This window comes from Escherichia albertii NBRC 107761 = DSM 17582, from assembly GCF_000759775.1.
Lineage (GTDB): Bacteria > Pseudomonadota > Gammaproteobacteria > Enterobacterales > Enterobacteriaceae > Escherichia > Escherichia albertii.
The window spans coordinates 26905-45890 of the sequence record NZ_BBMY01000005.1 but is presented as its reverse complement, the minus strand read 5'-3'; the positions used below and the strand labels follow the sequence as shown (position 1 = coordinate 45890).

18 protein-coding genes and 1 other RNA gene are annotated in these 18986 nt (G+C 49.7%); 8 read left to right on the top strand and 11 right to left on the bottom strand.

The features are described 5' to 3' along the window. Positions 1-164: 164 nt before the first annotated feature. Together glnK and amtB are read left to right on the top strand one after the other, a co-directional pair. Complete coding sequence (glnK, locus tag EA14781_RS01985; RefSeq protein ID WP_000780338.1) at positions 165-503, top strand: P-II family nitrogen regulator; 339 nt, start codon at positions 165-167, stop codon at positions 501-503. 31 nt (positions 504-534) lie between these two features. Continuing rightward, on the top strand, positions 535-1821 hold the full coding sequence (gene amtB / locus EA14781_RS01980; RefSeq protein ID WP_000685014.1) for an ammonium transporter AmtB: 1287 nt from the start codon (positions 535-537) through the stop codon (positions 1819-1821). 183 nt (positions 1822-2004) lie between these two features. Here amtB and tesB read toward each other — a convergent pair whose 3' ends face one another. Further along, positions 2005-2865 carry an acyl-CoA thioesterase II gene (gene tesB / locus EA14781_RS01975; protein WP_000075878.1) on the bottom strand — a complete coding sequence of 287 codons (861 nt, stop codon included), beginning with the start codon at positions 2863-2865 and terminating at the stop codon, positions 2005-2007. A gap of 216 nt (positions 2866-3081) precedes the next feature. On the opposite strand from tesB, the gene EA14781_RS01970 reads away from it, so the two are divergent. Continuing rightward, positions 3082-3654: a YbaY family lipoprotein gene (locus EA14781_RS01970; protein WP_000779848.1), complete on the top strand. Its 573-nt coding sequence runs from the start codon at positions 3082-3084 to the stop codon at positions 3652-3654. 29 nt (positions 3655-3683) lie between these two features. Here EA14781_RS01970 and EA14781_RS01965 read toward each other — a convergent pair whose 3' ends face one another. After that, positions 3684-3995, bottom strand: coding sequence for an MGMT family protein (locus EA14781_RS01965; protein WP_000409915.1), 312 nt, complete (start codon positions 3993-3995; stop codon positions 3684-3686). A 162-nt stretch (positions 3996-4157) separates the two neighbouring features. On the opposite strand from EA14781_RS01965, the gene ffs reads away from it, so the two are divergent. Further along, positions 4158-4254: signal recognition particle sRNA small type (ffs, locus tag EA14781_RS22525), an RNA gene on the top strand. A gap of 121 nt (positions 4255-4375) precedes the next feature. Next, on the top strand, positions 4376-4729 hold the full coding sequence (locus EA14781_RS01960; protein ID WP_000878150.1) for a DUF1428 domain-containing protein: 354 nt from the start codon (positions 4376-4378) through the stop codon (positions 4727-4729). Positions 4730-4766: 37 nt separating this feature from the next. Here the strand turns inward: EA14781_RS01960 and pdeB are convergent, their stop codons facing one another. The 7 genes from pdeB to acrA form a co-directional block, all read right to left on the bottom strand. Further along, entirely contained in the window at positions 4767-6317 is a 1551-nt protein-coding gene (pdeB, locus tag EA14781_RS01955) for a cyclic di-3',5'-guanosine monophosphate phosphodiesterase PdeB (RefSeq protein WP_002430249.1), read from the bottom strand. Between the two features lie 163 nt (positions 6318-6480). Then, entirely contained in the window at positions 6481-6951 is a 471-nt protein-coding gene (locus EA14781_RS01950; protein ID WP_000136188.1) for a YlaC family protein, read from the bottom strand. Between the two features lie 106 nt (positions 6952-7057). Further along, positions 7058-7615 carry a maltose O-acetyltransferase gene (gene maa, locus EA14781_RS01945; RefSeq protein WP_000093560.1) on the bottom strand — a complete coding sequence of 186 codons (558 nt, stop codon included), beginning with the start codon at positions 7613-7615 and terminating at the stop codon, positions 7058-7060. Positions 7616-7791: 176 nt separating this feature from the next. Further along, complete coding sequence (hha, locus tag EA14781_RS01940; protein ID WP_001280991.1) at positions 7792-8010, bottom strand: hemolysin expression-modulating protein Hha; 219 nt, start codon at positions 8008-8010, stop codon at positions 7792-7794. A 25-nt stretch (positions 8011-8035) separates the two neighbouring features. Beyond that, positions 8036-8410, bottom strand: a complete 375-nt coding sequence (gene tomB, locus EA14781_RS01935; protein ID WP_000344798.1) for an Hha toxicity modulator TomB — start codon at positions 8408-8410, stop codon at positions 8036-8038. 554 nt (positions 8411-8964) lie between these two features. Then, entirely contained in the window at positions 8965-12114 is a 3150-nt protein-coding gene (acrB, locus tag EA14781_RS01930) for an efflux RND transporter permease AcrB (protein WP_001132499.1), read from the bottom strand. Between the two features lie 22 nt (positions 12115-12136). After that, on the bottom strand, positions 12137-13330 hold the full coding sequence (gene acrA, locus EA14781_RS01925) for a multidrug efflux RND transporter periplasmic adaptor subunit AcrA (protein WP_010334435.1): 1194 nt from the start codon (positions 13328-13330) through the stop codon (positions 12137-12139). Between the two features lie 141 nt (positions 13331-13471). On the opposite strand from acrA, the gene acrR reads away from it, so the two are divergent. Together acrR and mscK are read left to right on the top strand one after the other, a co-directional pair. After that, positions 13472-14125 carry a multidrug efflux transporter transcriptional repressor AcrR gene (gene acrR, locus EA14781_RS01920; protein WP_000101747.1) on the top strand — a complete coding sequence of 218 codons (654 nt, stop codon included), beginning with the start codon at positions 13472-13474 and terminating at the stop codon, positions 14123-14125. 121 nt (positions 14126-14246) lie between these two features. Continuing rightward, the gene (mscK, locus tag EA14781_RS01915) at positions 14247-17609 is read left to right on the top strand and encodes a mechanosensitive channel MscK (RefSeq protein WP_000177764.1); all 3363 of its coding nucleotides are present in this window, start codon (positions 14247-14249) and stop codon (positions 17607-17609) included. Between the two features lie 203 nt (positions 17610-17812). On the opposite strand, the gene rsmS is transcribed toward mscK, so the two are convergent. Both rsmS and priC read right to left on the bottom strand, forming a co-directional pair. Continuing rightward, a complete protein-coding gene (gene rsmS / locus EA14781_RS01905; protein ID WP_000051147.1) occupies positions 17813-17980 on the bottom strand; it encodes a pleiotropic regulatory protein RsmS in 168 nt (55 codons plus the stop codon). 13 nt (positions 17981-17993) lie between these two features. Continuing rightward, entirely contained in the window at positions 17994-18521 is a 528-nt protein-coding gene (gene priC / locus EA14781_RS01900) for a primosomal replication protein N'' (RefSeq protein WP_000844842.1), read from the bottom strand. A 69-nt stretch (positions 18522-18590) separates the two neighbouring features. Between priC and EA14781_RS01895 the strand changes: the two genes are divergently transcribed. Beyond that, complete coding sequence (locus tag EA14781_RS01895) at positions 18591-18968, top strand: DUF454 family protein (protein ID WP_001188895.1); 378 nt, start codon at positions 18591-18593, stop codon at positions 18966-18968. Positions 18969-18986: the final 18 nt, after the last annotated feature.

The window sequence follows — 18986 nt, the reverse complement described above, 5'->3', positions numbered from 1 at the left end:
GCGTTGGTGCAAAAATGTAACGCACTATGCACTGCCATAGTGCGTTTTTGTTTTCACTCTCTTGCCATTGCCGCTTTCTCTCTCGTTTTTTACTCCTGGCATACTGCTTGCAATACCTTCTTCGTGTCGCAGAACTATTAGCGAATTCTGAACGGAGGGGATCTATGAAGCTGGTGACCGTGATAATCAAACCATTCAAGCTGGAAGACGTTCGTGAGGCATTATCTTCCATTGGCATTCAGGGACTGACTGTCACCGAAGTGAAAGGTTTCGGACGTCAGAAAGGCCATGCCGAGCTGTACCGTGGCGCGGAATACAGCGTCAATTTCCTGCCTAAAGTAAAAATCGATGTGGCGATTGCCGATGATCAACTTGATGAGGTGATCGATATCGTCAGCAAGGCGGCTTACACCGGAAAGATTGGCGACGGCAAAATCTTTGTCGCTGAATTGCAACGCGTCATTCGTATTCGTACCGGCGAAGCCGACGAAGCGGCGCTGTAATCTCTGGCACATACAGCAACAGGAACGAAAAATGAAGATAGCGACGATAAAAACTGGGCTTGCTTCACTGGCGCTGATGCCGGGGCTGGTAATGGCGGCACCTGCGGTAGCCGATAAAGCCGACAATGCGTTTATGATGATTTGTACTGCGCTGGTGCTGTTTATGACCATTCCGGGGATTGCCCTGTTTTACGGTGGGTTGATTCGCGGCAAAAATGTGCTGTCGATGTTGACGCAAGTGACCGTGACGTTTGCGCTGGTTTGTATTTTGTGGGTGGTGTATGGCTACTCGCTGGCGTTTGGCGAGGGGAACAACTTTTTTGGCAACATTAACGGGTTGATGCTGAAAAACATCGAACTGACGGCGGTGATGGGCAGTATTTATCAGTACATCCACGTTGCGTTTCAGGGATCGTTTGCTTGTATTACTGTGGGCCTGATCGTTGGAGCGCTGGCAGAACGAATCCGTTTTTCAGCGGTACTGATCTTCGTCGTGGTGTGGCTGACGCTCTCTTACATTCCGATTGCACACATGGTCTGGGGCGGAGGTTTGCTGGCTTCTCACGGCGCTCTGGATTTTGCGGGCGGCACAGTAGTACACATTAACGCCGCAATCGCCGGTCTGGTGGGCGCGTATCTGATAGGCAAGCGCGTGGGCTTCGGCAAAGAGGCGTTTAAACCGCACAACCTGCCGATGGTCTTTACCGGTACTGCCATTCTCTATATCGGTTGGTTTGGCTTTAACGCCGGATCCGCGGGCACGGCGAATGAAATTGCGGCGCTGGCATTTGTGAATACGGTGGTAGCAACGGCGGCGGCAATTCTTGGCTGGATCTTCGGCGAATGGGCGCTGCGTGGTAAACCGTCGCTGCTGGGGGCGTGTTCTGGCGCGATTGCCGGTCTGGTCGGTGTGACGCCAGCCTGTGGCTATATTGGTGTTGGCGGCGCGTTGATTATCGGCGTGGTAGCTGGTCTGGCGGGCTTGTGGGGCGTTACTATGCTTAAACGCCTGTTGCGGGTCGATGATCCCTGTGATGTCTTCGGTGTGCACGGTGTTTGTGGCATTGTCGGCTGTATCATGACCGGGATTTTTGCCGCCAGCTCGCTGGGTGGTGTGGGCTTCGCCGAGGGGGTGACAATGGGGCATCAGTTGCTGGTTCAGCTGGAAAGCATCGCCATTACCATCGTCTGGTCTGGTGTGGTGGCGTTTATAGGCTACAAACTGGCGGATCTGACGGTTGGCCTACGCGTACCGGAAGAGCAGGAGCGCGAAGGACTGGACGTCAACAGTCACGGCGAAAATGCCTACAACGCGTAACCAGCAATCAAACGCCAGTTTGCCTGATGCGCTGCGTTTATCAGGCCTACAATAAAAATCACAATTTATTGAGTTTATAAGGATTGCCAGGCCGAATAAGGTATTTACGCCGCATCCGGCATCAACAAAGAGCACGTTACCAACTATCTGGCAGCCGGGTGGTTTTCACCTCCGGCTGCTTTTTTAATTGTGATTACGCATTACCCCTTCCTGAACGGTCGAGGCAACTAACACGCCATCCTGGGTGTAAAACTCTCCGCGTACAAATCCGCGGGCACTGGATGCTGATGTGCTCTCCACGTTATACAACAGCCACTCATTTAAATTAAATGGCCGATGGAACCACATCGAATGGTCGATGGTGGCAATCTGAATCCCCGGCTCGAGAAAACCGATGCCGTGCGGCTGTAGGGCGACGGGCAGGAAGTTCAGATCAGAAGCGTAACCGAGCAAATACTGATGAACGCGCAGATCATCCGGTACGTTGCCATTCGCGCGGATCCATACCTGACGATGCGGTTCTGCGACGTGACCTTTCAACGGGTTATGAAACTCTACAGGACGCACTTCCAGCGGACGATCGCAAATAAATTTATCTTTCAATACTGGCGGCAGAAGGTGCGCCAGCGACTGGGCGATTTGCGTTTCCGATGGCAGACCATCAGGTGAGGGAGCAGGTGGCATCGTTTTTTGATGTTCAAATCCGGCTTCCGGCGCCTGGAAAGAGGCGGTCATATAAAAGATGGGTTTACCATTTTGAATAGCCGCTACCCGACGGGCGCTAAAACTGTTGCCATCGCGCAGTGTTTCCACATCATAAATTATTGGGTTTTGACTATCGCCAGGGCGAAGAAAGTAGCTGTGGAATGAATGTACCAGACGCTCTTCGGGGACCGTCTCTTTTGCAGCATACAGTGCCTGACCCACGACCTGACCGCCAAAGACCTGACGTAAACCTAAATCTTCACTCTGGCCGCGAAAGAGTCCTTCCTCAATTTTTTCCAGATTTAACAATGTCAGCAAATTTTTTAAGGCCTGACTCATATTAACTCTCCAGTAACAAAGCTGCCGTAGTAAGCCAAAGTGAGTTGAGTATAACGCAATTTTGTCACTGGTCCGATGGGTGCAATAGTCTGAATTACTGACTAAATGCAGGCGTAAATACGTGATGTGTGCCACACTTATTGACGTTAATGTTTTGTTAATCAATCCCCGGTGAGGAAAGCAGCCTGCTGGCGCATTGATTATAAGGAGAAGTAAATGAAACTCGTGCACATGGTTAGTGGGTTAGCGGTTGCCATTGCGCTAGCGGCTTGCGCAGATAAAAACGCGGATATCCAGACGCCAGCGCCTGCTGTAAATACCTCTATTGCAGCGACACAGCAACCTGCTATTCAGCAACCGAATGTTTCTGGTACCGTTTGGATCCGTCAGAAAGTCGCATTGCCGCCCGACGCGGTGCTGACCGTGACACTTTCTGACGCATCGTTAGCGAATGCGCCGTCAGAAGTGCTGGCGCAGAAAGCGGTGCGAACCGAAGGTAAACAGTCACCGTTCAGTTTTGTTCTGCCGTTTAACCCGGCGGATGTGCAGCCGGAAGCACGTATTCTGCTGAGTGCGGCGATTACCGTGAATGATAAACTGATGTTTATTACCGATACCGTTCAGCCGGTGATCAATCAGGGCGGGACCCGGGCCGACCTGACATTGGTGCCGGTTCAGCAAACTGCTGTACCTGTTCAGGCTAGCGGTGGCGCAACGACTACCGTACCTTTGACTTCACCAACTCAGGTGAATCCATCTTCGGCAGTTCCGGCGCCAGCGCAATATTAAACGCAGTAACCCTCTCTACCCGGAGAGGGTTAATAGTTCCAGCGATAACGCTGTAAGTCGATTTGCCCGCTTCCTGATACCATCACACCTTCTGCCAGTAATGCCTGCCGTTGACGTTGTAAATCCGGTCCGGTTAGCGAAATTGTGCCATGGCGATTAACTACTCGATGCCAGGGTAAGGTGCTGCCTTCGGGGAGACGCTTTAACACACCACCCACCTGGCGCGCGGCGCGGGGAGAGCCTGCCAGTCTGGCGACATCGCCGTAGGTGGTTACATAGCCTTCTGGAATGGCGGCAACAATTTGCCAGACGCGCTGGGGAAATGAGTCTTCTTTTTCCATCTTTTCTTCCTGAGGTAATCTTCCAGCATAATCTGGAAAAACGCCCGAGTGAAGTCGCATTGCGCAAGAAACCAGCATCCGGTACGCAATGGGTTGCAATTAGCGGGGGCAGCAGTGATAATGTGCCTGCGCGTTGATTTTCAACGCTCTCAATGGGGGCTCTGTTGGTTCTCCCGCAACGCTACTCTGTTTACCAGGTCAGGTCCGGAAGGAAGCAGCCAAGGCAGATGACGCGTGTGCCGGGATGTAGCTGGCAGGGCCCCCACCCATTTCTGCCGTCCCTGCCGTTTCGTCAAAAAATCCCAATGTGTCTAAACTTTAACCACGACTGACGCCGCAAGAATTGTCTGGCTGCGCAGTGCGCTTCGGAGGTCTTTCTGATGAAGTATGTTGATGGTTTTGTGGTTGCTGTGCCTGCCGAAAATAAAGAAGCCTATCGAGAAATGGCCGCTAAGGCGGCACCGCTGTTTAAAGAGTTTGGCGCACTTCGCATTGTTGAATGCTGGGCCAGCGATGTGCCGGATGGCAAGGTGACTGATTTTCGTATGGCGGTAAAGGCGGAAGAGAATGAAGAAGTGGTTTTTAGCTGGATTGAATACCCTTCAAAAGAGGTCCGCGACGCGGCCAATAAAAAAATGATGTCTGACCCGCGAATGAAAGAATTCGGCGAGTCTATGCCATTTGATGGTAAGCGAATGATTTATGGTGGATTCGAGTCAATCATCGACGAGTAGCCCGGCGGGCTGTGCGGCGTGCCGCCAGCCCCTAAATTTACAGGTGTTGTTCTGCCCAACGAATGAAATCTTCTTTTGGTAAGGCCTTGCTGTACAACCAGCCCTGACCGTAATGAACGCCATGTTGACGTAACCACTCTTCTTGTTTGCTGGTTTCTATCCCTTCCGCCACCATTTTCAGATTCAGCGTTTTTGCCATTTCTATGATATGTGGCGTGACATTTTTATATTCCAGCGCATCAACGAAAGACTTATCTATCTTCAGAATGTCGACATCCAGATCCTGCAAATAACTCAAACTCGAGTAGCCGGTACCAAAGTCATCGAGATAAATATCATGTCCTGCCTGACGGTATCTGGCGATGATTGGCGCGCTGGTTTTAGGATCGGCAAACTCACGCTCCGTGAGTTCAAGGGCGATTTGTTTGGGATTGACCTGGTAACGATGGATCATTTCCCGCAAGAGGTGCGGAATTTTTTCCGAGGTGAGTACTGTGGATTCAAGATTTATTGAAATATGTTGATCCGGGTGCTGGTGTAGCCAGCTATCCATATCTTCAAAGACGCTTCTGATAATCAACAAGGTCAGCGGTTCGGAAAGTCCGGTTTGCTGCGATAGTGGAATAAATATCTCCGGCGACAGCCATGAGCCGTCAGTTTGTGGCCAGCGAGCCAGAGCTTCAGCCCCCACGATTTTTCCGCTACTTAAAGAGACAATCGGCTGATAATGTACACAAATATCATGGTTTTCAATGGCATCTTGCAAACGGTAATGCGGAGACTGAACCCGACGTAAAATTCGTAACACAAACATTGCCGCCAACAGGCCAATTAACAGCCCAACAGGCAGCCAAATAAAGACCTGGCGATGCCAGCCTTTTTGCATTAGCTGCGTGGAGGTCCAGGTAATGATCGAAATATTCATCTCCGGGAAGGGCTGGATATTGTAAATGATACCGTTGCTTTCAACATGCTCACCGTTTTTTTCTTGTAGTCGGGTGATTATTCCTCGAGCAATTTCGTCGCTACTGGTAATCACAATGTTATGGACGTTGCCAACAATGGCAGCATCAATTCGCCATGAGCTATAGGGAATCACATCGATAAAGGAAGCCGGGTCGATCATTACCACGTAATTTGTGGTTCCCATTGCGACCATATAGCGAGTAATACCTAAATCGTTATGCGACGTTAGCCAGACACGGTAGCCGTCTTTGGAGATTTTACCGGGTTCGGGGAAAGTGTCAGGCGGGCTTTTATGTTCCAGCGAGGAACATAAAGGAACATTATTCTTTATATAAAGGACTTCCTGGACATAGCGATAGCTGTAAGAAACGCGGCGCATTTCCATCAGATGTTCATTACTACAGGCGTTTCCCTGCCATCTTTCCAGTTCTTGTAACGCACTTTTCCCCTGGGCTGCCACTTTATCGGCACGAATAGCAACGCGAGAAGAATAGGTGTTCAGCTCCTCCACAAACGATGCTTCTACTTGTTGATGTGCCAGCCAGATGCTTAAGCCTACCGGCAACAGTACAGAAAGGATAAGTACTCCCGAAATCAGGCTGACCAGATGTCGTGTTCTCACCAACATGTCCTTATTAACACAATGTAAGGAAAGTATATCCGATAGTGGAAAAGGGGGGACAGAAGACAGGTCATTTGCGCGGGTCTTTCGCGAGGCGAAATCTGGCAATGATTGTTGTCAATTAACCAGGCGCAGAGATTTACGCCTGGTGTGATACCTCAACTTAAGAGGTCGCTTCGGTGCGTGCGAGGGTGAAAATATCGTAAAAGGACAACTGACCTTTACGAGTAAGCATGTTTTGCAACTGTTCTTTGTGGATGTTAGCGACACGCGGCGAGTTCAGAATAGACTCTACCAGTACTGTTGGAACATAGCGTGTGTTGTACCATTCACCGTTATAACAAACCCGGAAATCCAGCACGTCGATATCTTCATAGCGATAGCGTGGATAAACGTCAAAAAAGAAGAAACCGTTAAGCAGGATAAACAACACCACCAGAAGCCAGACAGAGTCCACCAATGTTTCAGATTGTAACATTACTGCCAGTGTGGCGAAAAAAGCGACATACATGCCGATGAATAGCCCCGGATGTTTACGGATGAAACTGATACTAAAGCGGGGTTTGTTGTCGCGTTTTTCATGCGTATTCAGAGAATCAATCGTTTCGGTCAGCAGGCGTTGTATTTCGGTCATTTTTGCCTTCGTGGAATCTGTAGCTTTTCAGGGAACGCCCTATTTTAACGTGGGAATGATACGAGAGAAGTAACAGATTGGACACATTTTTGCATAACAGTTGTAACTATGGTTGCAACTTTTTAATGATTCTGGCCGGATTGCCGCCGACAATAACGTTGTCAGGAATATTTTTAGTGACAACTGCGCCGGAAGCCACAACAACGTTATCACCAATAATGACACCCGGATTGATGACAGCACGCCCGCCAATCCAGACATTATTACCTATCGTCACGGGTTTCCCCAGTTCTACGCCGCTATTGCGCGCGACCGGAGCGACAGGATGCGTGGCGGTATAGATATGTACCCCTGGCGCCAGCATGCAATTATCACCGATACGAATAGGGCAGACATCAAGCATCACGCAATCGAAGTTCGCGTAAAACCCTTTACCGAGGTAAATGTTATAGCCATAGTCGCAGCGAAAGGAGGGTTCAATATACGCATCCATCACTTGACCGAGTAAATCGGTAAGAATTTGCTGGCGTAATGTTTGCTCTTCCGGTGAGGAATGATTGTATTGATGAATAAGCTGACGAGCGCGCAGGCGATCACGAGATAAAGTCTCATCTGCTGAGCGATACAACTCACCAGCAATCATCTTTTCTTTTTCTGAACTCATTACTGACTTCCCGGTTGCTGAACATGCAGCAACACAGTAATGCGAAAAGTCCGTTAAGAGAACGTATCCGCGACTTCCGTGTGATAAAAATCACACATAATATACCCTCGATACAATAGAATATAAAATTCTTATTAAACAGAAGGTTATAGTTAAAGATATGTATTGTTAATTTATTACCGAATGAATTTCCACACTGAGGAAGGGATCTTGTCATATAGCTTATTCATAGTCAGCTCTGCAAGACGATGGTCGGCAGCTGAGTAAAATACCGCCAATTCATTATCTGATAATTCATATTTATTTTTCTCGATAACACGTTCCAGTGTGTCAATTGTCTGGCAACGACGCAGACGCATCAAATAATCGGTTTTTGTTAAAGGTTTATCGGACATACTTCTACCCATGGTTGTAATAATTCTAACAAGATAAACTTGCAGGATTCGCTTTGGTGGCGTTAACAAAGCAACGGAACAATCGGTTACCTGACTTCCGCCATTTCTGAAGATCCTGCATATTAATACCATAACTACTGAACAACATAAAGGTGTCGTCCAGATATTCATCAATCTGTTCAATGAGCTTATTGTCTTCATTATACTTAATTTTGTAATTAAGTGCGAAGGTCGCAATATGCTCAATCAGTTCATTCAGCTGTAGATTGATTGCCGAGGTTGGGTCATTTACCCAGCCATGGTTACTTTCTTCAAGGTTTGCAAGACAGTCATGATACAGGGTTTCGCAGAGAAACTTAAGCTGTGCGATATCATGTCTTTTTGGTGAGTATTCATCCATAATGCGTCCCCTTTCATTAGTGGTTTAACTAACGGACACCTTTCGGGATGGGTACAACTCTACTGACCTGGACTTGTCCTCTCGCTTGTTACTTTAACTATAAGCCACTCTATAACGAATTTCATTGCATTATTACGAAAAATTACAATCAGGAAGGGAAGTGTGGAAGGACTCACTTTTTCATCCTGGCATAAGTCCGACATAGACAAAAGCGGTTTGTCGCATTCTATTCATGACGTTATCGGGATTATCGTTGGGCGGTAAAACTACCATGGATATTGTCATACTAATAACCAGGAATGCTCCGATTATGGCGTAATAATCAGAAGTTAATAAAGAATTGCCGCAAATAAATAAGAATAGCCTCTACATAACTCTGAATTATAAAACCTATTAGTGCGACTTAATATAAATTAACTAACAATAAGCATTTTCTATGAATTTAAAAAAGTAAACGCTAACTTTCGTATGAAGCATTTGGGGGAGCGATTGTTCCATTCAGATTACGTGCATTAAAAAGGCCGCTTGCGCGGCCTTCGTGGTTACGAACTTAATCAGTGATGATTGACGGTATGGTTATGTTCAAGATCTTCGTTTTTGCGGCTAAAGCGGCGGCGAACCACCACAAAGAACACCGGAACGAAGAAGATAGCCAGTACCGTAGCGGTCACCATCCCGCCCATAACGCCAGTACCTACCGCGTTCTGTGCGCCGGAACCTGCACCGGTGCTGATAACCAGCGGCATAACGCCGAGGATAAATGCCAGTGAGGTCATCAGGATTGGACGTAAACGCATTCGCACAGCGTCCAGAGTAGCTTCGATCAGACCTTTGCCTTCTTTATCCATCAAGTCTTTGGCGAATTCCACAATAAGTATCGCGTTCTTCGCCGACAAACCAATGGTTGTGAGTAGGCCTACCTGGAAGTAAACGTCGTTGGTCAGGCCACGGAAAGTCGCCGCCAGCAACGCGCCGATAACCCCCAACGGAACAACCAGCATAACGGAGAACGGAATCGACCAGCTCTCGTACAACGCCGCCAGACACAGGAATACGACAATCAACGAAATCGCGTACAGTGACGGTGCCTGGTTGCCGGAGAGACGTTCCTGATAGGACATCCCCGTCCAGTCGTAGCCAACGCCTGTAGGCAGTTTGCTTGCCAGTTCTTCCATCAGCGCCATTGCTTCACCAGTACTCTTACCTGGCGCAGCCTGGCCCAGGATTTCCATGGATGGCAGACCGTTGTAACGTTCCAGACGCGGTGAACCGTATTCCCAACGAGAAGAAGAGAACGCTGAGAATGGCACCATCTGCCCATTGGCGGCACGGACATACCAGTCGCCGATATCTTCCGGCAGCATGCGGTATTTCGCTTCTGACATCACGTAAACTTTCTTCACACGACCGCGGTCGATAAAGTCGTTCACGTAGCTGCCGCCCCATGCCGCGCCCAGGGTAGTGTTGATATCGCTGATAGAAACACCCAGTGCCTGGGCTTTCTCCTGGTCGATATCAATCTTGAACTGCGGGGTATCTTCCAGACCGTTAGGACGCACGCTGGTCAGCAGATCAGGATGCTTCGCTGCTTCACCCAGTAGCTGGTTACGCGCCTGAGTCAGTTTCTCATGGCCGAGGCCTGCCTGGTCAATCAGCTCAAAGTCAAAACCGGTTGCTGTACCCAGTTCCACAATCGCAGGCAGGTTAAAGGCGAATACCATCGCATCTTTAATCTGCGAGAAGGCGCGAGTCGCACGCATGGTGATTGCTTCAACTTTGTTTTCATCGCCCGGACGGTCAGCCCAGTCTTTCAACGAAACGAACGCAATACCTGTGTTCTGGCCACGCCCTGCAAAGCCGAAGCCGTTAACGGCGAATACCGACTCAACGTTTTTCTTCTCTTTGGTCAGATAGTAATCCGTCACCTCGTTAAGGACTTTCTGTGTACGTTCCTGCGTTGCACCTGCTGGCAACTGAACCATGGTCATAAATACGCCCTGGTCTTCATCTGGCAAGAAGGAGCTTGGCAGACGCACGAACAGATAAGCCATGCCGACCACAATGATCAGATACAGCGCCAGATAACGCCCCGTACTGCGCAGAATACCGCCTACGCTATCGGTGTAGTGGTGCGTGCTCTTATCGAACATGCGGTTAAACCAACCGAAGAAGCCTTTTTTACCTTCTCCGTGATCGCCTTTAGCGATCGGTTTTAGCATGGTGGCACAAAGTGCCGGAGTCAGAATCAACGCCACCAGTACTGACAGCGCCATCGCCGAAACAATGGTGATGGAGAACTGACGATAAATTGCCCCGGTCGAGCCGCCAAAGAAGGCCATCGGCACGAATACCGCCGACAGTACCATCGCGATACCGACCAGCGCGCCCTGAATCTGTCCCATTGACTTACGCGTGGCTTCTTTCGGCGGCAAACCTTCTTCCGCCATCACACGTTCAACGTTTTCTACTACAACGATGGCGTCATCCACCAACAGGCCGATGGCGAGCACCATCCCGAACATCGTTAGCGTGTTTATCGAGAAGCCAAAGGCGGCAAGGACGGCAAAGGTCCCCAGCAATACCACCGGTACGGCAATGGTCGGAATCAACGTCGCACGGAAGTTCTGCAAGAACAGATACATGACCAGGAACACGAGGATGATCGCTTCGACCAGCGTTTTCACCACTTCGTGAATGGAGATTTTCACGAACGGCGTAGTATCGTACGGATAAACGATTTTCAGACCCGACGGGAAGAACGGTTCCATTTTCGCCAGTTCAGCGCGGATTGCCGCAGCGGTATCCAGCGCGTTAGCGCCGGTTGCCAGCTTGATCCCCAGACCGGAAGCTGGTTGACCGTTAAACTCAGCGATAATGTCGTAGTTCTCACCGCCCAGCTCAATTTTCGCCACATCACGCAGCAGAACACGGGAACCATCCTGATTCACTTTCAGCAGAATTTTGCCGAACTCTTCCGTAGAGGTCAGACGCGTCTGAGCAATAATCGAGGCGTTAAGCTGCTGGCCTTTTACCGGTGGAGTACCACCAAGCTGACCGGCCGCGACCTGGGCGTTCTGCGCTTTGATTGCGGTAATGACATCAACTGGTGTTAACTGGTATTTGTTTAGTTCGTTCGGGTTCATCCAGATACGCATCGCGTACTGGGAACCAAACAACTGAACGTCACCCACGCCCGACGTACGACTGATGGCATCTTTCATATTCGCTGCCACGTAGTCGGAGATATCCTCCTGCGTCATGGTGCCGTCGGTGTTGATAACGCCGACAACCATCAGGAAGCTGCTGGAAGATTTCTCAACGCTCACCCCTTGTTGTTGTACTTCCTGCGGCAGCAACGGCATCGCCAGTTGCAGTTTGTTCTGCACCTGAACCTGCGCGATATCCGCATCAGTACCGGACTCAAAGGTCAGGGTGATTTGCACGGTACCCGTGGAGTCACTGTTGGAGGACATGTACATCAGGTTATCGATACCGTTCATATTCTGTTCGATAACCTGGGTAACCGTATCCTGCACAGTTTTCGCATCAGCACCGGGATAGGTAGCGGAGATCGTCACTGCCGGCGGTGCAATAGTAGGATATTGCGCCACCGGCAGTTTGAGGATCGCGAGTCCCCCTGCCAACATGATAATGATGGCGATCACCCACGCAAAAATCGGGCGATCGATAAAGAAATTAGGCATGTCTTAACGGCTCCTGTTTAAGTTAAGACTTAGACTGTTCAGACTGAGCACCGCTTGTGGCTTGCTGGTTGTTATCAGCGGTTATCTCTTGCGCTTTTACCTGAACACCAGGACGCACTTTCTGCAGCCCACTGATTACTACGCGCTCGCCTGCTTTCAGACCTTCCGTTACCAACCACTTATCGCCAATAGCCTGGCTTGCGACGATCGGGCGAGTTTCCACTTTGTCATCCGCGCCTACTACCAGTACGGTGGCTTCGCCGCGTGGTGTACGAGTTACACCCTGTTGCGGTACTAAAATAGCGTTTGGATTCAGCCCTTCTTCCAGGCGTGCGCGCACGAACATACCCGGCAGCAGCGTGTGATCCGGGTTCGGGAAGATAGCGCGTAACGTGATAGATCCGGTGGTTTGATCAACGGTAACGTCAGAGAACTCCAGCGTACCGTCCTGCGGGAACTTAATGCCGTCGCTGGTGATCAGCGATACTTTGGCTTTGCCGTTCTCTTGCTTCAGCGTGCCGTTAGCGAGTTCTTGTTTCAGACGCAAGAAGTCGTTGCTGGACTGGGTCACATCAACGTAGATCGGATCAAGCTGTTGCACGGTTGCCAGCGCTGTTGCCTGACCATTTTGCACCAGTGCGCCTTCCGTCACGGCCGATTTACCAATACGGCCGCTGATTGGAGAAGTCACTTTGGTGTAAGCCAGGTTAATTCGCGCGGTTTCAACGGCTGCTTTTGCCGCAGTAACTGCAGCGTTCGCTTGTTGCGCGTTAGCCAGTGCCTGATCGTACTCTTGCTTACTGATGTACTGAGTGCCGAGCAGTTTCTGATAACGATTCACTGTCAGTTGCGCGATATTGGCGGCAGCCTGTGCTTTCGCCAGATCGCCTTTCGCACTGTCGTATGCTGCCTGATAGGTCGCAGGATCAATCTGATAGAGAGAGACACCGGCGTCGATATCGCTACCCTCTTTGAAATTACGCTTCAGGATTATCCCACTAACTTGAGGACGAACTTCTGCGATCCGGTAGGCGCTGGTGCGACCCGGAAGCTCAGTCGTGATCTGCAGAGGTTCAGTTTTGACTGTCACTACACCAACGGCGGGCATCTGTTGGCCACCTTGTTGGGCCGGTTTGTCGTCACATCCTGTTAGGGCTAAGCTGCCTGAGAGCATCAGAACGACCGCCAGAGGCGTAAACCCTCTGTTTTTGTTCATATGTAAACCTCGAGTGTCCGATTTCAAATTGGTCAATGGTCAAAAGTTGATAAACCCATTGCTGCGTTTATATTATCATCGTGCTATGGTACATACATTCATAAATGTATGTAAATCTAACGCCTGTAAATTCACTAACATATGGCACGAAAAACTAAACAAGAAGCGCAAGAAACGCGCCAACACATCCTCGATGTGGCTCTACGTCTTTTCTCACAGCAAGGAGTATCATCCACCTCGCTGGGAGAGATTGCAAAAGCTGCTGGCGTTACGCGCGGTGCAATCTACTGGCATTTTAAAGATAAGTCGGATTTGTTTAGTGAGATCTGGAAGCTTTCTGAGTTCAATATTGGTGAACTAGAGCTTGAGTATCAGGCAAAATTCCCTGACGATCCACTCTCTGTATTAAGAGAAATATTAATTCATGTTCTTGAAGCCACGGTGACGGAAGAACAGCGTCGATTATTGATGGAGATTATATTCCACAAATGCGAATTTGTCGGAGAAATGTCTGTTGTTCAACAGGCGCAGCGTAATCTTTGCCTTGAAAGTTATGACCGTATAGAGCAAACGTTAAAACATTGTATTGAAGCAAAAATGTTGCCAGCGGATTTAATGACACGCCGCGCGGCGATTATTATGCGAGGCTATATTTCGGGCCTGATAGAAAACTGGCTGTTTGCTCCGCAATCTTTTGATCTCAATAAAGAAGCCCGCGATTACGTCACCATTTTATTGGAGATGTATCAACTTTGCCCCACGCTTCGCGCACCTGTGGCTAATGTGAAATCCTGAATCTGGCTCCAGGATTTTTCCTGGACATTTTCACCGTTGCTATTCTGGTTCTCCCCGTCGTGATATTCTATCGGTTTGACTATTTCAGGTCGCCCTTCAGGTTTAGAAACCTTCATTCATCATGACTATGTTCCAGTATTACAAACGATCACGGCATTTTGTTTTTTCAGCATTTATTGCTTTTGTTTTTGTCTTGTTATGCCAGAACACGGCGTTGGCGCGGGCGTCATCGAATGGTGATCTCCCGACGAAAGCCGACCTGCAGGCACAGCTTGATACACTCAATAAACAAAAAGATCTTTCTGCCCAGGACAAACTGGTGCAGCAGGATCTTACGGACACCTTAGCCACCCTCGACAAAATTGATCGCGTAAAAGAAGAAACGGTTCAATTACGACAAAAAGTTGCTGATGCGCCAGAGAAAATGCGCCAGGCGACGGCGGCGTTAACTGCGCTGAGCGATGTAGATAACGACGAAGAAACGCGTAAAACACTTAGCACGCTCTCTCTGCGTCAACTGGAATCTCGTGTCTCCCAGGCGCTGGATGACTTGCAAAATGCACAAAACGATCTGGCTTCCTATAACAGCCAACTGGTGTCGTTACAGACGCAGCCGGAACGTGTGCAAAACGCGATGTATACCGCTTCGCAGCAACTGCAACAAATTCGCAGTCGGCTGGATGGCACCGACGTTGGTGAAGCCGCGTTACGTCCCAGCCAAAAAGTGTTGCTGCAGGCGCAACAGGCGCTGTTGAGTGCCGAAATTGACCAGCAGCGTAAAAGTCTGGAAGGGAACACAGTCTTGCAGGATACCCTGCAAAAGCAACGTGATTACGTGACGGCGAACAGCGCGCGCCTGGAGCACCAGTTGCAATTGTTGCAAGAAGCGGTAAATAGCAAGCGCCTGACCTTAACCGAAAAAACGGCCCAGGAAGCGGTCACTCCAGATGAAGCCGCGCGTATTCAGGCTAATCCGTTGGTGAAGCAGGAACTGGAAATTAACCAGCAGTTAAGCCAGCGTCTGATTACCGCTACCGAAAACGGTAATCAGTTAATGCAGCAAAATATCAAAGTTAAAAACTGGCTGGAGCGGGCGCTGCAATCGGAACGCAATATCAAAGAGCAGATTTCTGTCCTGAAGGGCAGTCTGTTGTTGTCGCGTATTCTTTATCAGCAACAACAAACACTGCCATCGGCGGATGAACTGGAAAACATGACCAACCGCATCGCGGATTTGCGCCTCGAACAGTTTGAGGTCAATCAGCAGCGTGATGCTTTGTTCCAGAGCGATGCGTTTGTCAGCAAACTGGAAGAAAGTCATGCTAACGAAGTTAATGACGAAGTTCACGATGCTTTGTTACAAGTCGTTGATATGCGTCGCGAACTTCTGGATCAGCTAAACAAACAGTTGGGTAATCAATTGATGATGGCCATTAACCTGCAAATCAACCAGCAGCAGTTAATGAGCGTGTCGAAAAACCTGAAATCCATCCTGACTCAGCAAATCTTCTGGGTGAACAGTAACCGTCCGATGGACTGGGACTGGATTAAAGCGTTCCCACAATCGCTGCAAGATGAATTTAATTCGATGAAAATTACGGTGAACTGGGAAAAAGCCTGGCCTGCTGTATTTATCGCTTTCCTTGCTGGTTTGCCGCTGTTGTTGATTGCCGGGCTAATTCACTGGCGTCTGGGATGGTTGAAGGCATACCAACAAAAACTGGCTTCGGCAGTAGGTTCTCTGCGTAACGATAGCCAACTTAATACGCCGAAAGCCATTCTTATCGACCTGATCCGCGCGCTGCCAGTGTGCCTGATTATTCTTGCCGTCGGACTGATCCTGCTGACCATGCAGCTCAACATTAGCGAATTGCTATGGTCGTTTAGCAAAAAACTGGCGATTTTCTGGCTGGTATTTGGCCTGTGCTGGAAAGTGCTGGAAAAAAATGGCGTTGCCGTACGTCACTTTGGTATGCCCGAGCAACAAACCAGTCACTGGCGTCGACAGATTGTTCGCATCAGCCTCGCGTTGCTGCCTATCCATTTCTGGTCTGTGGTGGCAGAACTTTCCCCGCTACATCTGATGGATGACGTGCTGGGGCAGGTAATGATTTTCTTCAACCTGTTGCTGATTGCTTTTCTTGTGTGGCCGATGTGCCGCGAAAGCTGGCGCGATAAAGAGTCGCACACCATGCGACTGGTGACTATTACCGTGCTGTCAATTATCCCGATTGCACTAATGGCGTTGACTGCTACAGGGTATTTCTATACCACGTTGCGTCTGGCTGGGCGCTGGATTGAAACCGTTTATCTGGTGATCATCTGGAACTTGCTTTACCAGACGGTGCTGCGTGGTTTAAGCGTGGCGGCGCGGCGTATCGCCTGGCGTCGTGCGCTGGCGCGTCGGCAGAATCTGGTGAAAGAAGGGGCGGAAGGCGCTGAACCGCCGGAAGAACCGACTATCGCGCTGGAACAGGTCAACCAGCAGACGCTGCGTATTACCATGCTGCTGATGTTTGCGCTGTTTGGCTTGATGTTCTGGGCGATTTGGTCCGATTTGATCACCGTGTTCACCTATCTCGACAGCATCACACTGTGGCATTACAACGGCACTGAAGCTGGTGCGGCGGTGGTGAAAAACGTGACCATGGGCAGCCTGTTGTTTGCGATTATCGCATCGATGGTTGCCTGGGCGCTGATTCGCAACTTACCCGGTTTGCTGGAAGTACTGGTACTTTCACGGCTGAACATGCGCCAGGGCGCGTCGTATGCCATTACCACTATCCTTAACTACATCATTATTGCCATTGGTGCGATGACGGTATTTGGGGCGCTCGGCGTCTCGTGGGATAAACTCCAGTGGCTGGCGGCGGCATTATCCGTAGGTCTTGGTTTTGGTTTACAAGAGATCTTCGGTAACTTCGTCTCCGGTTTGATCATTCTGTTCGAACGTCCGGTTCGTATTGGCGATACGGTAACCATTGGTAGCTTCTCCGGGACGGTCAGCAAGATCCGTATTCGTGCGACGACGATTACCGATTTCGATCGCAAAGAAGTGATCATTCCGAATAAAGCGTTTGTCACCGAGCGTCTGATCAACTGGTCGTTGACTGACACCACCACGCGTCTGGTGATCCGCCTGGGCGTGGCCTATGGCTCCGATCTGGAAAAAGTACGTAAGGTGTTGCTGAAAGCGGCGACTGAGCATCCAAAAGTGATGCACGAGCCGATGCCAGAAGTTTTCTTCACGGCGTTTGGCGCTAGCACGCTGGACCACGAGTTGCGTCTGTACGTTCGTGAACTACGCGATCGTAGCCGCACCGTCGATGAGCTGAACCGTACCATTGATCAATTGTGTCGTGAAAACGACATCAACATTGCCTTTAACCAACTTGAAGTGCATTTGCACAACGAGAAGGGCGATGAAGTGACGGAAGTGAAACGCGACTACAAAGGTGACGATCCGACGCCTGCGGTAGGGTAAGAACGAAAGGGGCGGCATTTAGTTGCCCCGAGATTGCTAACAAAGTACGCATTGTTCATGCCGGATGCGGCGTGACCGCCTTATCCGGCCTACGAAACCGTAAGAATTCAATATATTGCAGGAGCGGTGTAGGCCTGATAAGCGTAGCGCATCAGGCAGTTTTGCGTTTGCTCGCAATCTTAGGGGACATTTAGCGGCCCCATTTATTTTTCGCTTTGCGCCTCATCATCGCGCGTTAATTTCTTTTCATAATCGCGCTTCACAATATCCAGCGCGCGCAGCACGGTGCGGGCAGGGATCTGATTTTCTTCCAGTAGCACAATCAAATCGACGGCCAGTTTGACATCGTCCGGCGCATTTTCCAGTGACATATATTCTCCATTATTAACGAGTTAAGCGAGCCAGCTTATTCTCGATTTTTTCCAGCGCATGGCGACACCGCGCCAGGCGCGCTTCATAAGCTTCTACTTCACGATACAGTGTCTGTTGCTCGACTAAATCAGTTGTCTGCGCCAGACGGTTTTTTCGCTCCATCACCATCTCATATAAACGCCGCTCAAATTCCTGGTGCTGAATACGTTTTCGTTGCCAACGGGCAATTTTTGGTGGTGCGCTATCCCACTCGCGTAGCGACCAGGCTGCGGCTTCACGCGCTATAGCCTCCAGTTGCGCCGCCAGATGTTCTGCCAGCCAGGCCACTTGCGGTAGTTGCTGTTGCTCAACCGCATGACGAAGCGCGGACAAATGATCCCCCGCTTCATCCAGACACGCCTGTAACGTTGTCGTGCGAGTTTGAAAAAGATGGCGATCAAAACGGGCGCTTAGCGTGCTGAACTGCGCCACCGGGGCACAACGCTGGCGTAGCGTGGCCAGCTGAACGGCCAGTTTTTCCAGTAGCAGGGCAGTTTTCACGGCAAGACCTCAATGAAAATGATAATTGTTATGCTAAAGTAGCCTCTCTGTAAGCTGACTACATATACTATGCAACGAATCATTTTAATCATCATTGGCTGGCTGGCGGTAGTGCTGGGTACGCTGGGCGTGATATTGCCGGTTTTGCCGACGACGCCGTTTATCCTGCTGGCAGCCTGGTGCTTTGCCCGTTCTTCTCCGCGCTTTCATGCATGGTTGCTGTACCGCTCATGGTTTGGCAGTTATTTACGCTTCTGGCAGAAACATCATGCCATGCCACGTGGAGCGAAACCGCGGGCGATTTTCATTATTTTGATCACTTTTGCGATTTCTCTGTGGTTCGTAAAGATGCCGTGGGTGCGCATCATGTTGCTGGTTATTCTTACTTGCTTGCTTTTCTATATGTGGCGAATTCCGGTGATTGATGAAAAGCAAGAAAAGCACTGAAGCTCAACAATCGCAGTT

Excerpts from the sequence above, each read along its gene's own strand:
- glnK (WP_000780338.1), top strand. The coding sequence starts at position 165 with ATGAAGCTGGTGACCGTGATAATCAAACCATTCAAGCTGGAAGACGTT.
- amtB (WP_000685014.1), top strand. The coding sequence starts at position 535 with ATGAAGATAGCGACGATAAAAACTGGGCTTGCTTCACTGGCGCTGATG.
- tesB (WP_000075878.1), bottom strand. The coding sequence starts at position 2,865 with ATGAGTCAGGCCTTAAAAAATTTGCTGACATTGTTAAATCTGGAAAAA.
- EA14781_RS01970 (WP_000779848.1), top strand. The coding sequence starts at position 3,082 with ATGAAACTCGTGCACATGGTTAGTGGGTTAGCGGTTGCCATTGCGCTA.
- EA14781_RS01965 (WP_000409915.1), bottom strand. The coding sequence starts at position 3,995 with ATGGAAAAAGAAGACTCATTTCCCCAGCGCGTCTGGCAAATTGTTGCC.
- EA14781_RS01960 (WP_000878150.1), top strand. The coding sequence starts at position 4,376 with ATGAAGTATGTTGATGGTTTTGTGGTTGCTGTGCCTGCCGAAAATAAA.
- EA14781_RS01950 (WP_000136188.1), bottom strand. The coding sequence starts at position 6,951 with ATGACCGAAATACAACGCCTGCTGACCGAAACGATTGATTCTCTGAAT.
- maa (WP_000093560.1), bottom strand. The coding sequence starts at position 7,615 with ATGAGTTCAGAAAAAGAAAAGATGATTGCTGGTGAGTTGTATCGCTCA.
- hha (WP_001280991.1), bottom strand. The coding sequence starts at position 8,010 with ATGTCCGATAAACCTTTAACAAAAACCGATTATTTGATGCGTCTGCGT.
- tomB (WP_000344798.1), bottom strand. The coding sequence starts at position 8,410 with ATGGATGAATACTCACCAAAAAGACATGATATCGCACAGCTTAAGTTT.
- acrB (WP_001132499.1), bottom strand. The coding sequence starts at position 12,114 with ATGCCTAATTTCTTTATCGATCGCCCGATTTTTGCGTGGGTGATCGCC.
- acrA (WP_010334435.1), bottom strand. The coding sequence starts at position 13,330 with ATGAACAAAAACAGAGGGTTTACGCCTCTGGCGGTCGTTCTGATGCTC.
- acrR (WP_000101747.1), top strand. The coding sequence starts at position 13,472 with ATGGCACGAAAAACTAAACAAGAAGCGCAAGAAACGCGCCAACACATC.
- mscK (WP_000177764.1), top strand. The coding sequence starts at position 14,247 with ATGACTATGTTCCAGTATTACAAACGATCACGGCATTTTGTTTTTTCA.
- rsmS (WP_000051147.1), bottom strand. The coding sequence starts at position 17,980 with ATGTCACTGGAAAATGCGCCGGACGATGTCAAACTGGCCGTCGATTTG.
- EA14781_RS01895 (WP_001188895.1), top strand. The coding sequence starts at position 18,591 with ATGCAACGAATCATTTTAATCATCATTGGCTGGCTGGCGGTAGTGCTG.